The following is a 15,117-nucleotide window of genomic DNA, read 5'->3' on the forward strand; positions in this document are numbered from 1 at the left end:
TAGAATTACGAGACCTATAGCAATCAATTGGATGATGTCGTAAGGCCTAGGTATATTTATAAAATCAAAAATTTTAATTAGTAGATAAAACAAAATTTTGAACATTCCCCAGAATACAAGAACGGCAATAAGCCATTTTCTAATGGACTTGATACGGGACCGTTTTGTGTAGCTGAGCTTATCCATGACAGACATGAAGATTTACCTCCTTATCCAACATACACTCTTCTATTGAAAATCGCTGCGCGTGTCCGAAGGAGAGCATCCTTTCAGCTCTTTGTACACTCGATTGAAGGTACGGATGCTACCAAAGCCACATTCCAGAGCGATATCCGTGATGCTAGAATCCGTATTTACAAGCTGATGCTCTGCCATAAGCACCCGGATCGTATTGAGATAAGTCTTGAAATTCATACCGATCGCTTTTTTAAAGGAACGACAGAAGTGGGAAGGATTCATCTCAAACCGCTCTGACATCATCTCCACGGACAAGTCCATCGCATAATTCGCCTCGATAAAAGAAATAATCCGATGAATTTTGGCCCGCTTACTCTCAATCCTCTGGCTGGAGCCTCGGTCAAAGGGAACAGTAGGGAGATATCTGCACAAGGTTCCGAACAGTTCGAGCAGATAGCTCTTGATGTACATAGGGTAGCCAGTCCGGGCGATGTCTTTCTCCTGAAGAATTAGACGTAGTAAATCACCAATTCGTGAGAATTCTGGCTGAGTTGAATCGATATACGGAGACTCGAAGCTAAAGTCAACAGGCCAGGTTTTGGTCGCTCCAATCAGCTCCGGCTTGAAGATCAGCATGAATACCTCAGACTCCAGGTTCTTACTCTCATAGTAGTGAATATCATTGCTGCAGCAAATGACCATGTTCCCGGCCTGAAGAAGACGTTTCTCTTCATTTACCCCGACGATAATATTGCCTCTCTCCACATAGACGATTTCCAGCTCATTATGAAAGTGTGGATAAAAGGATAGATTGCTAATCCGATGGATTTCGAGCGGAAGCTCGGCATCCATGTTCCAATTTTGGTAGACCGATTTCATATATATCTCCGTTATCTTTCGTTTATTCTGTAGTATGTTGGCTTTAATTCATCATATCGAGTTGGGCAATTTTTGTCTAATGGATTGAGATTGAACTGCTCTATTTTGATTAGGAGAAGCAGGGTATAATTTTTACTTTACCCTTAATTAAAGATAAGGTTAGAATGGAAAATGATAGGATAATATAATTTCGAAGGTGGCGATTCATATGTTTAGTAAGAAAAATAAAATTGCTAATGTCCTTCTTTGGGTTGGAGTTTCAATTATAGTAATTGGTTTAATTTCAGGTTTAGTAATGGGAGAAGATAGTGAAACTTTTCTATTAACAATTATTTATTGGGTTTCGGGTTTTTTATCAGGAATGTTCTTTATTGCTCTTGCTGAAATTATAGAACAATTACATAAGATCAATTTGAATTTAAGCAAAGATCCGGATCAAGATGATCTGGAATTATTAAATTGAATGAGGGATAAAATGTTAGTTAATCTCTTTTGTCCAGTAGAAATGATTGATTATAAATTGTATGAAAGTAAGACTAATGGACAGATATACTGTGAATTAGCCTTTAATAATTTATCTCATAAAGTTGTTAAGGGGCTAAAATTAATGATTTACAGTTATGATCAATTTGGTGATCTTATTAGTGAAGAGAAGAATGGATTCGTGTGTAAAATAGAATTTAAGGATGGATTAAAGTTTTTAGAAAAACAAACTACTGATAAAAAGATAAGTTTAACGAATCTTAGTAATACTCGGAAGATCGAGGTCGATATTCTAAAAATTTTGTATGAAGATAATTCATTATGGTCCAAGGGAACTTCAGAATCTGAAAGAGTTGAACTAAGTCAGATTAAAAATAAACAACTTTTAGAGTTTATTCAAACTCGGGACGGGAAAGAAGCAAGAAATTTATCTAGGGAAATTGATGATAAATGGGTATGTGTTTGTGGAAGATTAAATCTATTAAATCATTTCGAATGTAAAAGATGCGGTAGATTCCAGGACTATGTACTAACCGAGTATAGTAATGAAGATACTATTATACATAACTTTAATAAGTTTTTAGAGCAAAAAGCAGAGGAAAAGAAACAAATTCAAGAAGGATTAAGACTACAACAAGATATCGAAAAACAAAAAAATAAAAAAAGATATAAAATTGTTTTTTATATTACTTTTTTGTTATTAGTAACTGGATGTTCACTTTGGGCATTAGCGGATAGGTTCAAGTTTTCAACAGTGGATAATCAACGACCAATTGAGATTAATGAAAACTCAGTCGCATTGGAGTCAGTAAAAGATGGAGTGATTGATACTTCCTTTGAGATATATGAAGGGAACAATAAGGATGGGGATTTTACAATTAGATACTATAGTAATGGCGCTCTAAAAGAAAAAGTAATCCGAGACATTTCAAGACCACGTTTAATAGACATAGATAATGATGGCACCGAAGAAATATTAGTTTCGAAAGAAATAATCACTTCAAAACTAGATAATGCCCAAATAGTTATCTGGGATGATATATATGAGTTTGATATTGAGACTGAGGATTTAGTATTCGTAAGTAGCAAGTATCCCGAATATTACGAAAAATACTACATTCCATCAATAAAAGGACTTAGTAATTTAAGCAACGATTATGATGAGAAGCAGGCTTTTTCTGTTGTTATTCAAGCAGCATCAGATTTGATTAACGGGAAATTCATCCCTGATAAAGATCAGAAAGAAATTCAAAAAAAATTCGAAACACTTGAAGTGGATAATCCGTTACAGATTACAAAACAAGGCGATACATATTATATTCACGGAATTACCTATGGTATGAAAATAAATGAAGCCATTGAAAAACTGGGTGAACCAGACGAGTCATTTGAAGTTAATTCAAAAGTTGTGAAGTGGTATCTGGACAAAAATTTAGTACTATCTGCTGAATATTATACAGATACAATTTCCTATATGGATTTGGGTGAGTTCAGCCAGGAGATTCTTGAGCAAAGTATGATTTTATTAGGAAATCCATCAAAGAAAAATAAAAGTCAATTTTATTATTTTACTTCTAGCCAATTATTAAAACTTCATGTTATGAAGCCAGGTAAATATAGAGTACAGCTTATGGATTCAGAAATTCCTGATTAATGGCACATTTACTATGTAGACGAGTGAAAGCAAGGCCTAACCAAAGGCCTTGCTTTTTCATGTTGTATTTATGACAAACGGCGGGTTAATGCCCAGAAGATAAGGGCTATTGTGCTAATAGCGGCGCCGAACAAGCAGACGGCATTCCAGCCTGCATAGGCGTAAAGTTTGGTTGAAGCAATCGATCCGGTGGCGCTTCCGATGGAATAGAAAATCATGTAGGCTGCGGTCAGCCGGCTTCTAGCCTCGGGGCGCACATTGAAGATCAAGCTCTGGTTCGTGACATGTACGGCCTGCACGGCTGCGTCAAGAAGGACAACACCAATAATCAAAAAGATCAGTGAATGTCTAAGATAGTGAATAGGCAGCCAGGATACCATTAGCAAGAATAAGGCGGTGCCCGTGGTCTTCTGCCCCATCCACGATCGGTGAACTGTCCCGCTCGGGCCGCAGCCAATGCTCCCGCTACGCCAGCGAGACCAAAGGCACCAATAGCTGTATGTGAAAGAGAATATGGGGGTGAACTAAGCGGCAGTACTAAAGAAGTCCACAATGTACTAAAAGCTGTAAAGATTAGCATAGCAAGAATGGCGCGATTCCGTAGGATACGTTCTTCCACGAATAGTTTTAGTACCGAATGAAGTAACTGCGGATAGGAGAGTATGTTTTTTTCCACTTTATAATGCTGTGGCATTACTCGATATATAGCGCCAACAATAATAAGCATCAATGCTGCAGAGGTAAGATAGACTGAACGCCACCCAGCAAGGTCAGTTAATGTTCCCGCAACGGTTCTTGCTAACAGGATTCCAATGACCACTCCGCTTGTTACAAAACCGACTATACTCCCTCGCTCGGACGGGGCTGCTAGAGTTGAAGCGAATGATACCAACACTTGGGTTACAACGGCAAGCAGCCCCATAATAGCTAAGCCAATGAAAAGCACTGGTAAGGCAGGGGCGGTTCCAATGACGATTAGAGCGGCAATCGATATAAGCATCATAACGATAATCAATCGCCGTTGATTCAACAAGTCGCCAAGTGGAACGAGCAGAAATAGCCCCAATGCATAACAAACTTGAGTCACAGTGATGACAATTCCAAGGGAAGAATGAGAGATACCAAATTCATATGCTAGAGAGTCCAGTAGCGGTTGAGCGTAATAAACATTTGATACGGCTAGCCCACAAGCGATGGCGAATAATATTGCTATACGTCGCGTCATTAAGGTTGGGGCAGTATTAGCAGTAGTAGTTACTTTTTGTGTTATGTCTATGCTGCTTTGGTCGCTATCGATAACAGAAGAATCTGAGCCAATGTTTTGCATGATTAACACCTCGCAGAAATAATTTAATACCAATCGGTATATAATTTATACGTAAATATATATTGTGGTATTAATTGTTGTCAAGATATATTTGACATTATAACTATTACAGAATAAAATTATTTATACCGATCGATATAAAAAGGGTTGGAGGTAATGAAATGGCCAGGCTTCGTGAGTTCGATGAGGTTCAAGCTTTGGATGCGGCGATGCAGATTTTTTGGGAGAAGGGATTTGAAGCCACTTCTTTAAGTGATCTAACATCTAGGATGGGAATACAACGTCCTAGTATATATGCGGCATTTGGGGATAAAAAGCAGCTGTTTGAAGCCGCGCTGCGTAAATATACACAGATTCATGCCTCTAATATTAGAAATCAGTTCCATAACAGTTCTTCTATTAGAGAAGCGTTTCGCGCCTTTTTTGAAGGAATGGTGGAGCAGGAATATATGGGGGAGTTCAACCGTGGTTGTTTTTGTCTAAATACGATGGTGGAGCTTGCGCCTCATGACGAGAAATTTGAAATTCTTACGAGGGAGCACCAGATGTACCTGACGGTTATTTTTCAGGATGCCATTGAACGGGGAATACAATCAGGTGAACTTAAACCCCGTCTGAACGCAAAGGCTCTGGCACAGACATTGATAGTCTCGTTGATCGGACTGACCGTAATGATGAAGTCCCGTCCGGAACGGTCTTTTGCGGATAATGTGGTGTCGGGGATACTTTTGCTGCTAGCCGATTAAGTTAGACTACTTTTAATGTAAGTCTGCAAAACTATAAAGAACAGCCGAATATGGATATTAGAGACAGAGGCGGTAGAACGGGAATACTGAAGCAAAGAAATCATTCATTAATAGACAAAGACCAGTTCATAGAACTGGTCTTTGTCTTATATTTGAAACTAGTTAATACTACCTACAACCATCCATGATAGTCAGATAACATAGTTATGATTGAAGAAGAAGTAACAATTACTGAGAAGCTAGCCAACAGGAGTGCTGCCAATTTTCTTTTCATTTGTATACACCTCTGATATGAATTTTTTATAGGCTAGTTTAGTTCCAGAATCAGATATCTCTCTGAAACTTTCAAATAAGCCTATACATTTTATTATACAATGTTTCTCATTAATGGATACTGATTTTTCCAAACTTTTTATAAGATGCCAGAATCCTACCCCGTTTTGACCCTTATTTAGATAATAATGGGCCAATTCATAATTAAAACGAGCTTGAAGTTCTTCTATCATCTGTTGAGAATATAATCTGTTGGAATACTTAGGGTTTGTTATCAATGAGGAAACCTCAAAACGCTGAAGAATATCATCGATGTTAAAATGGTAGCGATTAGCGAATTCAATGATGTTTATTAGAGACAACAGTACTTCTTCTTTATTTGATTCAATATAAGCTACATAATCTGCTAGTACGCTTGGATCACCTGCGGATAATTTAGTCACCAATACGTTCATTTTGGCCCATTTTTCAAAGTTTTCCTTCCATGTTAGTGTATCTTCATCCTTATCCTTTACCCAGTCTAAATCTGCATACATCTGAATATACTGTATGGCTTTTTCATAGTCCCCATTGTGTTTATGAACACTTCCTAGGAGTAAATAGGAGTAAGCGATATAAGTAAAAGGTGGACGAGAAAGTTTATGAACCATATCATTATTTAAGATTTTTTTATACTGAAATTCAGCTTTTTGCTTAAGTTTCTCGACAATTTCCTCTACTTTATTCCACCGGAGTAATGCTCGATATGTATTCGCCAGATCCTTCAATGCATCAAGTTGGTCATATTCATCTAAACGATCAACGAAAAGTTCAAACTGAATAGCCCTTTGATAATTTCTCTCTTGGTTATTATCAAGTTTGCACATAAATAAACGATATTGACAAAGAGCCAATCGTTCAGAATGTTGGTTTTTCTCACTGAGTGCCACATTTTCATATAAGATAATAGCTGCTTCTTTTTTCCATTATTATTGAAATCTTCGGCTACTTCAAACAGGTGTGGGGAATATATCAGGTTGTCTAGTAATTGATGAACTGCTTTAAGAAAGGTATCTAATTTGCCAACCTCAGCGCAACCGTATAAGAAGGGCTTGATTTTACGCCAGTTAGGGGAAGACCCAGCTATAACTTCATCATAGTATTGATCATATAAAGAGCCTTTTGGTAATCCCATAACTGATGTGATTTGGTCTAGCTGATCAAAACTCAAGGTTCTATTTCCATTGAGAATGTAACTAAGGGATCCTACATTCATATCAATTTTCTCTGCAAATCTTCGTAGATTTAATCCTTCTTGATTCATAAAATCGTTCAGTGCTGTACTTATCGTGGTTGTATGGTTCAAACTAGCCACCCCCACCGTCGGATCTCTAATATTTCTATAGTATCCATTTTTTGAATGTTGGTCAATAAAATACAGGAATAGGATAGAAGGATGAGGAACCCAAATAACGGAATGGAGGAAGTGATCACTAATGTACAGTAGTCTTATATATTATAGTAAAGAAAATCGAGATGGCAGGATATGAAGCTTACTCTAGTCCAAAAAACGTGTATAAGGATATCATCTCGAAATATAGACAGGTATGTTGCGTTAAAAAGAATCTTTCTATATAATATAGGGTGATTCATTGGATATTTGCGACTTTGATGAGGATTATTAATTTGGTTTCTGCGCCATACAGAGAGCCGACGGCTGGTGGAAGTCGGTTGGAGCAACAAATGAACTCACCTCTGAGTCATGATGCAAAGGGTTTGGATTCAGCTATATCGCCGATAACAACAAGGCGAAGCCCATTAACATCATCGTCTTACCCGCGTTATTGGGTACAAAGTGAGTGAAGGACAAAGCATGTCCGAAGCTAACTAGGGTGGTACCACGGGAAATTTCCTCTCGTCCCTAGCGATTAAACGCTATGGATGAAGAGGTTTTTTTTACATTTCAGGAGATATTTTTGAGGAGGATTCGAGAATCATGGCGGACAAGAACGTACCTCATGACGTTTACCAAGCCCAGTCGATTGAGCCGAAATGGCAAGCGTATTGGGAAGAAAATCACACTTTCAAGACTCGCGAAGACGCGGGAAAACCCAAGTTTTATGCACTAGATATGTTCCCTTATCCTTCGGGCGCGGGGCTTCATGTAGGCCATCCTGAAGGCTACACAGCGACGGATATCGTATCTCGCTACAAGCGGATGCGCGGCTATAACGTGCTCCATCCAATGGGCTGGGACGCCTTTGGTCTACCAGCTGAGCAGTACGCGATGGATACAGGGAAGCATCCTCGTGACTTTACGGTCAAGAATGTAAACAACTTCCGGCGTCAGATTAAATCGCTTGGTTTCTCCTATGATTGGGAACGTGAAATTAGCACGACCGATCCGGAATACTATAAATGGACACAATGGATCTTTATCCAGCTCTACAAGAGAGGACTTGCTTATGTAGCAGAGATTCCGGTGAACTGGTGTCCAGCACTCGGCACTGTACTTGCCAATGAAGAAGTCATTGACGGTAAGAGTGAGCGCGGCGGCCATCCGGTTATCCGTAAGCCGATGCGTCAATGGGTGCTGAAGATTACCGAGTATGCGGAACGCTTATTGGAAGATCTCGAGGAGCTTGACTGGTCCGAGAGTATTAAGGATATGCAGCGTAACTGGATCGGCAAATCCGAAGGTGCGGAAGTCGTGTTTGATATCGATGGACATGAGGATAAGCTGGTCGTATTTACGACTCGTCCGGATACATTGTTCGGCTCCACTTACGCTGTGCTTGCTCCTGAACATGAACTGGTAGCCAAGATCACGACTGACGCACAACGTGATGCGGTAGCGGGTTATCAAGAACAGGCTGCTCATAAGAGTGATCTGGAGCGTACAGATTTGGCAAAAGAGAAGACAGGTGTATTCACAGGTGCTTATGCGATCAACCCGGTTAACGGTGCGAAGCTGCCGATCTGGATTGCTGACTATGTACTTGCTGGTTATGGTACAGGGGCTATTATGGCTGTACCTGGTCATGACGAACGCGACTACGAATTTGCCAAGCAATTCGATCTTCCTATCATTGAAGTGCTGTCCGGTGGCGACGTGTCCAAGGAAGCCTATACAGGAGACGGTCCTCATGTCAATTCCGGATTCCTGGATGGTATGGACAAAGAAGCAGGAATTAAGAAGATGATCTCCTGGCTTGAAGAGAACGACAAAGGCCAAGGGAAAATCACTTACCGTCTGCGCGACTGGTTGTTCAGCCGTCAGCGTTATTGGGGCGAGCCGATTCCGATTCTTCATCTCGAAGATGGAACGATGAAGCCGGTTCCTGAGGACCAACTGCCGCTTGTTCTCCCGGAAGTCGAACATATCAAGCCGTCCGGTACAGGGGAATCTCCGCTGGCGAATGTTACGGAATGGGTAAATACGGTAGATCCTGAGACAGGACTTAAAGCTCGTCGCGAGACAAATACGATGCCGCAATGGGCGGGAAGCTCCTGGTACTACCTGCGCTATATCGATCCGCATAATAATAAGGAACTTTGCTCCCAAGAGAAGCAGAAGGAATGGCTTCCGGTTGACCTGTATATCGGTGGTGTAGAGCATGCGGTACTTCATTTGCTATATGCACGTTTCTGGCATAAGGTGCTGTATGATCTTGGCGTTGTGTCAACGAAAGAACCATTCCAAAAGTTGGTTAACCAAGGGATGATTCTGGGGACAAACAATGAGAAGATGAGTAAATCCCGTGGCAACGTCATTAATCCAGATGACATCGTGAACAATTATGGAGCGGATACACTCCGTATGTATGAAATGTTCATGGGACCACTCGAAATAACCAAACCATGGAGCGAGAATGGGGTTGAAGGAGCTCACCGGTTCTTGTGCAGGATCTGGCGTCTGTTCGTTACTGAGGATGGAAGCCTGAACGCCAAGATCGGCGGCGAAGGCAGCGACGAATTCAAGCGTACTTGGCATAAGACGGTGAAGAAGGTAACAGAGGATTTGGAGGGTATGCGCTTCAATACGGCGATCAGCCAGTTGATGATCTTTGTTAACGAAGCTTATAAAGCGGATAGCATACCTCAGGAAGCAGCAGAGAATTTTGTACAAATGCTGTCTCCGCTGGCACCGCATATTGCAGAGGAATTGTGGGAGCGTCTTGGCCATTCCGATGGCATCAGCTATGTATCATGGCCAACATATGATGAAGCTTGGACTGTAGATGCTGAAGTAGAGATCGTTATTCAAGTGAACGGAAAAATCGTGGAACGCACGAAGATTTCCAAAGACCTTGACCAAGCAGCTATGCAAGAACACAGCATGAACCTGCCTAATGTTAAGCAGGCTGTTGAAGGCAAAACGATCCGTAAAGTGATTGCCGTTCCGGCAAGCTTGTCAATATCGTAGTCGGATAATTCAATACTGCAGACAGATAAAGGACTGGGAAGGCCGGCCGAACCCGGCGGTCTTCCCTCTTTTTATACACTTTAGAGGTAGTTCAAAAAGTCCGCTTTTGATCACGAAGTGATTCAAGAAGTAAATTCGGCATCGAATCTTGAATTCAGCCGGGTCTTCTGGTGCTCACGTACCCAAAACGTACGCTTTGCTCCTCAGACCCTAGCTTCATTCAACCTTCTCGGTGCTGAAAACCGACCTTTTTGAACACTCATTATTAAAATTGTATGTAGTTATATAGTAGAGTCACTGTTCATTTTGGATTTCACTAAACAATTTATCTAATTTGTCTAGATCCTCATTATATTTCTGATGTGTAGCGTTGATGAGCTTGGAGAACACGTCCTGTAGTCCTGAATCGAGAATGGCAATGCCTTCGGCGGTGATTCCGCCCGGTACGGCGACTCGTCGCTGAAGCTCTTCCGGGGATAGTCCACCTTCCGTAAGAAGCTTACCGGTACCGAGCAGCATTTGCGACCCTAGATACAAGGCATCGGCTCTGTCGATTCCGGTCATCTCAACCGCAGTCTCGGCCCAACGCTGCAGGATGAACGCGATAAAGGCCGGTCCGCAGCTAGAAATGTCAGAGGCGATCCGGGTTTGTTCTTCCTTGATGATTAACGGAGTACTAATCGATGACAAGAGCTGCTCCAGTAAGAGACGGTCCTCCGGCTCTATGCGCGAACCATAAATGCAGAGCGAGGCTCCGCTTTGCACCGAATGTGTAATGCTTGGAATGATCTTAGCTATACGCGATGGAACGGCCCGCTCCAGCATTTCAATCTGAACGGGACTCGTAATGGATACGATAATTTGTCGTTCTGTTAGCACATCCTTAATCTCCGATAGGACGCTCGGGAAATCCAGCGGCTTCACACATAGGAATATAATTTGGCTCTCACGCGCGGCTTCGACATTGCTGTCTACGATGCTTATTCCGGGATGGCGTCCTGCAATCCGCTCCGCTTTATGCGGGAGCGATTACTGATGCAAATAAAGCTTTGATGCAGCGCACCGGAGCGTAGAAATGCGTCGATTAGCAGGCTGCCCATAGACCCTGTTCCGATGAAAGCCACTTTCATCCCGTTTCCTCCTTTCGTTGCAAATATGCAGTATTTTTATATATGTATGCATCTTGATTGGATCTTCATGACCTAAATGGTACAGATTCTTTTGAGATTGGAGTGTTGTATTGATGAATAAAGGCTATGTAATTACCTCCATTTGCTCTGCATTTGTTGGGGCTGTATTAATGCTTCTAGCTCTAGGTGGCGGACATGCCTCGGGCATTCAGGGGTGGACACCAGTGAATCGGGAGGTACAACTGACTCTGCAAGAGCAGGAGGGGAATAAGAATGGATCCTCCTCTGATCAACCGGCTGTGAATGTAATCGCACCGCAAACAACAGAGACATTGGTTCAGGGACAGACAGATCAGGCTTCACTTGGTGCAGATACGGTTGAGCAGACCGATAATATGGGGAAGGCTGAGGCGAACGCTAAGGGCACAGGTCCTTCTCATGCACAGCCCGAGAATGAGGGTACACCGCCTGCAGAAGCCCAAAGCCAGAGTGGCTTGATTAATATTAATACAGCTGGGGCGAAAGAACTTCAGGAGATCCCTGGAATTGGCGAGAAGAAGGCGCAGGCTATTATGAATTATCGGAATGAGAACGGTCCTTTTAAATCGGTGGAGGATCTGACCAAGGTAAAAGGGATTGGCGCAAAAATGCTTGAAAAAATGAAGCCATATATAGGACTGAGATAGGAGGTTAACGAATGATGAGCCATGAACAGCGGAAAGATTGGGATACGTATTTTATGGATATCGCCTATATGGTGTCAACGCGTTCCCGTTGCGATCGCCGCCATGTTGGAGCTGTACTCGTGCAAGGAAAGAAGCTGCTCGGAACAGCGTATAACGGAGCGCCATCTGGTGTTCCCGATTGTTCGGAAGCAGGCTGCATGATCTCTGAGGAATACGAGTTGGTTATTCAGGACGGTAATGAAACAATGGTGAAGAAGCAGCGTTGTGTTCGCACCATCCACGCGGAGCAGAATCTGCTCTTGTTCACCGATCGGATTGATCGCGAGGGTTCGAGCGTATACGTAACGGATGAGCCGTGCTGGACCTGTGCGAACATGCTCGCTAACAGCGGGATTACGGAGATCGTCTTCCATCGTCCTTACCCGAAGGATACCGACAAAGTTAGAATGATGTTAGAACAGGTGGGCATCAAGTTCCGTAGGCTCGACTCTTACCAGCCGCCACAAGAGACGGCTACCTCAGTAGAGAATTAGTAGATCGACAATTAGTTCAATATATTTAACAAGATGTAGGAAGACCTCATCTGCTTAGGCAGATGGGGTTCTTTGTCGTTAATAGCGTGTGTTCATAGTTGCAAGTGATACAGGTTTATGACGCCAATATGATGATGGGAGGGGACAAAATATGAATAGCAGACCATTGGCGATGGTAGTATTCTGCTGGGTTGCCGGGAGCGGGAGCGCCGTCTTATGGAGTGGAAGCTCATTCTGGTTGTTATGGGGCGGGCTGACCTTGCTTATACCGCTGCTCGGAATTGTATTAAAATATCGACCCGACAGACGATTCTATTATGGCTCGCTTTTTCACTCGGGGCTGCTTACTGGTCAATCAATGATGGGAGGAACATCAGCAAGATTAGCGCCGTGCTTGATGCTGATGATATTGCTGTGGGAGCCATTACGGTCAGAGCAAGTGGAACGATTGTCTCAACTGTGACGATCGATGGTGATCGTGCGGCGTTTACGGCAGCCCTACAGAGCATTGAATATTCGCGGGTGTCAGATGAGAGTGCAGTTTCAAGCACAGAGAGGTTTGATACAGCTGGTGAAAGGGTAGCCGTGCAGGTTAAGCTGGCCAAGCAGGAAGAGCAGGCTGTTGCAGGAGCATGGATCAGAGGTCAGAAAATTACGTTGCAAGGAAGCATTGAGCAGCCAGCAGCGGCGCGGAACTTCGGCGGATTTGACTATAGTAAATATTTGCGAACACAGCGTATTCACTGGATTTTTAAAGCGACTGGCGCAACCTCCATTGAGGTGAAATCTGGCGGTATCAGTGGATCGGTTCTTCTGGGCGAAGTGGATAAGCTGCGACAGCGCATTGGAAGCCAGGTTGAACAGTTATTCCCTGGATGGCAAGCCGGTTATATGAAGGGGTTACTAATCGGGCTTGCTGACGATATGGAACCCGATAAATACATACAGTTCACGCAACTTGGTTTAACGCATATCCTGGCGATTTCCGGCAGCCATGTCGCGATTAATGTCGGTCTGCTATTTGGCTTGCTTCGACTTTGCAGAGTCACACGCGAGACCTCGATCTTGATTGTGCTCTGCTTCGTACCTATCTACGTACTACTGACGGGATTCTCTCCTTCAGTAATCCGCGCCGGCATCATGACGATACTTGGTCTATATTTGCTCCGTCAGCGCAGGATGAAGGATGGACTGAATGTGTTGTCGGCTGCGGCTCTGCTCATGCTTTTATGGGAACCGAACTATTTGCTAAATGTCAGCTTTCAGCTGTCGTTTGCTGTTACAGCAGGCTTGATTATTTTCGTACCACTAATACTTCCTTTGCTTGGCTGGTTGCCGCCCAAAATACGTAGCACCGTAGCAATTACTGTAGCGGCAGAGATTGTTTCTTTTCCATTGACGATCTATTATTTCAACCAGCTCTCGTTGCTCTCTCTGGTTGCCAATTTGCTAATTGTTCCGGTAATCGGGCTTATCGCACTGCCACTCGGTATGGGTGCTTTATTATCCAGTTTGGTTTGGCTTAAGTTAGGCACTTGGATTGCATATCCGGTGATCCTCGTGAATAAAGTTACTTTTCTGGCTACGGAATGGCTTACCAGCCATAGTGGCTTCATGACTTATTGGCAATCACCGGGATTGTTATGGATCGCCGGCTACTACTTGGTCATTTACGGTTTGCTGCTTCTAAGTAAGAGGTCTTTGACACAACGCTCTATTCAATCAGCTACGGACGATACGGTTCCGCTGCCGGATCGTCCGGTTCGTCCTCCCAGTAAGAGTTACTATAGCTTTTGGGGAAATAACATCAAGCATTACGCAATGATGATCTCAATGTCAATTAGCTTAATTGCAATGCTTATCTATGGGTATCGTCCTCTTAATTCCCGCGGCGTTGGTCACGTTCAATATATTGATGTTGGACAGGGGGACTGCACGCTGATCACGACGCCGTCAGGGTTAATATCCTGGTGGATGGCGGAGGCACTGTATCTTTTCGCAAGCCGGGAGAAAGTTGGCGCGATCGGCGTGAGCCATTCGAGGTCGGAGCGAAGACGGTTGTTCCGCTGCTTAAGAAGCGAGGAATTCATCGTCTGGACATAGTAATTGCCACACACGGGGATCAGGATCATATCGGGGGATTACAGGCTGTCATAGAACAATTTCCGATAGGTGCTCTGCTGTTCAATGGTAGCTTCTCAGAATCGAAAACTCTAGATAAGCTGATGCAGACGGCAGTGAAGAAGAAGACGCCAATTTATGCGGTCTCTCGAGGCATGATCCTAAAGCCTGATTCCTCAACGAGCCTTGAATTCATAGCTCCACTAATACATGATCTTGAAGGAGGTATGTCTAATTCATCCATACCCTATATCAAGGAACAGAACCCTGAGTCAGTAGTATTCAGGCTGGAAATGGATGGAGCAAGCTTTCTGTTCACAGGTGACACGGATGAAGCGACCGAGCGTAAGATGCTGGCCTTGGAGCATCAAGAATCTCCTGAGGGAGGGGACATGCACCCAGTTGATATGCTGAAAGTATCGCATCACGGTAGCAAGACCTCCACATCTGCCTTATGGGTTAGGCGTTATAGGCCCACCGCGTCAGTAATTTCAGCGGGGGTTAACAATACCTATGGACATCCAAATGCCGGGGTAATGGAGCGGCTTGCTCAGTCAGGTAGCAATATTTTTCGGACGGACTTGCAGGGGGAAATTCAGGTCGTGGTGCGGAAGGGAGCGATCCAGGCAAGATACAAAAATAATCCAACGGAGTAGGCGGAGTCCATAGAAACTAATCCCTAATTCTTGCGTCTCATAGAACG

Annotated in this window: 8 protein-coding genes, 4 pseudogenes and 1 other annotated feature; of the genes and pseudogenes, 8 read left to right on the forward strand and 4 right to left on the reverse strand. The window is 43.2% G+C overall.

Annotated elements, in window-relative coordinates:
* Positions 1-228: 228 nt before the first annotated feature.
* The gene (locus RE628_RS08065; RefSeq protein WP_309158285.1) at positions 229-1,056 is read right to left on the reverse strand and encodes a helix-turn-helix domain-containing protein; all 828 of its coding nucleotides are present in this window, start codon (positions 1,054-1,056) and stop codon (positions 229-231) included.
* Between the two features lie 208 nt (positions 1,057-1,264).
* On the opposite strand from RE628_RS08065, the gene RE628_RS08070 reads away from it, so the two are divergent.
* Both RE628_RS08070 and RE628_RS08075 read left to right on the forward strand, forming a co-directional pair.
* Positions 1,265-1,519 (forward strand): hypothetical protein, encoded by a 255-nt coding sequence (locus tag RE628_RS08070; protein ID WP_309158286.1) that lies wholly within the window; start codon positions 1,265-1,267, stop codon positions 1,517-1,519.
* Complete coding sequence (locus tag RE628_RS08075; RefSeq protein ID WP_309158287.1) at positions 1,520-3,193, forward strand: hypothetical protein; 1,674 nt, start codon at positions 1,520-1,522, stop codon at positions 3,191-3,193.
* A gap of 68 nt (positions 3,194-3,261) precedes the next feature.
* Here the strand turns inward: RE628_RS08075 and RE628_RS08080 are convergent.
* A pseudogene (locus tag RE628_RS08080) lies at positions 3,262-4,418 on the reverse strand (MFS transporter).
* A gap of 263 nt (positions 4,419-4,681) precedes the next feature.
* Between RE628_RS08080 and RE628_RS08085 the strand changes: the two are divergent.
* Complete coding sequence (locus RE628_RS08085) at positions 4,682-5,266, forward strand: TetR/AcrR family transcriptional regulator (protein ID WP_309158288.1); 585 nt, start codon at positions 4,682-4,684, stop codon at positions 5,264-5,266.
* Between the two features lie 239 nt (positions 5,267-5,505).
* On the opposite strand, the gene RE628_RS08090 is transcribed toward RE628_RS08085, so the two are convergent.
* Positions 5,506-6,468 carry a transcriptional regulator gene (locus RE628_RS08090; protein ID WP_309158289.1) on the reverse strand — a complete coding sequence of 321 codons (963 nt, stop codon included), beginning with the start codon at positions 6,466-6,468 and terminating at the stop codon, positions 5,506-5,508.
* A 709-nt stretch (positions 6,469-7,177) separates the two neighbouring features.
* Positions 7,178-7,444: a binding site (T-box leader), on the forward strand.
* A 70-nt stretch (positions 7,445-7,514) separates the two neighbouring features.
* Here RE628_RS08090 and leuS point away from each other — a divergent pair.
* Positions 7,515-9,952: pseudogene (gene leuS / locus RE628_RS08095) on the forward strand (leucine--tRNA ligase).
* Positions 9,953-10,238: 286 nt separating this feature from the next.
* Here the strand turns inward: leuS and comER are convergent.
* Positions 10,239-11,074, reverse strand: a pseudogene (gene comER, locus RE628_RS08100) (late competence protein ComER).
* A 113-nt stretch (positions 11,075-11,187) separates the two neighbouring features.
* Here comER and RE628_RS08105 point away from each other — a divergent pair.
* From RE628_RS08105 to RE628_RS08120, 4 genes and pseudogenes are all read left to right on the forward strand, one after another.
* Positions 11,188-11,760, forward strand: a complete 573-nt coding sequence (locus tag RE628_RS08105; protein ID WP_309158290.1) for a ComEA family DNA-binding protein — start codon at positions 11,188-11,190, stop codon at positions 11,758-11,760.
* A gap of 14 nt (positions 11,761-11,774) precedes the next feature.
* Positions 11,775-12,293: a deoxycytidylate deaminase gene (locus tag RE628_RS08110; protein ID WP_309159402.1), complete on the forward strand. Its 519-nt coding sequence runs from the start codon at positions 11,775-11,777 to the stop codon at positions 12,291-12,293.
* 243 nt (positions 12,294-12,536) lie between these two features.
* Positions 12,537-13,928, forward strand: a pseudogene (locus RE628_RS08115) (ComEC/Rec2 family competence protein); the annotation flags it as partial.
* Positions 13,929-14,263: 335 nt separating this feature from the next.
* Positions 14,264-15,070 (forward strand): ComEC/Rec2 family competence protein, encoded by an 807-nt coding sequence (locus tag RE628_RS08120; RefSeq protein WP_309158291.1) that lies wholly within the window; start codon positions 14,264-14,266, stop codon positions 15,068-15,070.
* Positions 15,071-15,117 lie beyond the last annotated feature (47 nt).

It is taken from the genome of Paenibacillus sp. D2_2 (genome assembly GCF_031199965.1).
GTDB lineage: Bacteria > Bacillota > Bacilli > Paenibacillales > Paenibacillaceae > Fontibacillus.

Excerpts from the sequence above, each read along its gene's own strand:
- RE628_RS08065 (WP_309158285.1), bottom strand. The coding sequence starts at position 1,056 with ATGAAATCGGTCTACCAAAATTGGAACATGGATGCCGAGCTTCCGCTC.
- RE628_RS08070 (WP_309158286.1), top strand. The coding sequence starts at position 1,265 with ATGTTTAGTAAGAAAAATAAAATTGCTAATGTCCTTCTTTGGGTTGGA.
- RE628_RS08075 (WP_309158287.1), top strand. The coding sequence starts at position 1,520 with ATGAGGGATAAAATGTTAGTTAATCTCTTTTGTCCAGTAGAAATGATT.
- RE628_RS08085 (WP_309158288.1), top strand. The coding sequence starts at position 4,682 with ATGGCCAGGCTTCGTGAGTTCGATGAGGTTCAAGCTTTGGATGCGGCG.
- RE628_RS08105 (WP_309158290.1), top strand. The coding sequence starts at position 11,188 with ATGAATAAAGGCTATGTAATTACCTCCATTTGCTCTGCATTTGTTGGG.
- RE628_RS08110 (WP_309159402.1), top strand. The coding sequence starts at position 11,775 with ATGAGCCATGAACAGCGGAAAGATTGGGATACGTATTTTATGGATATC.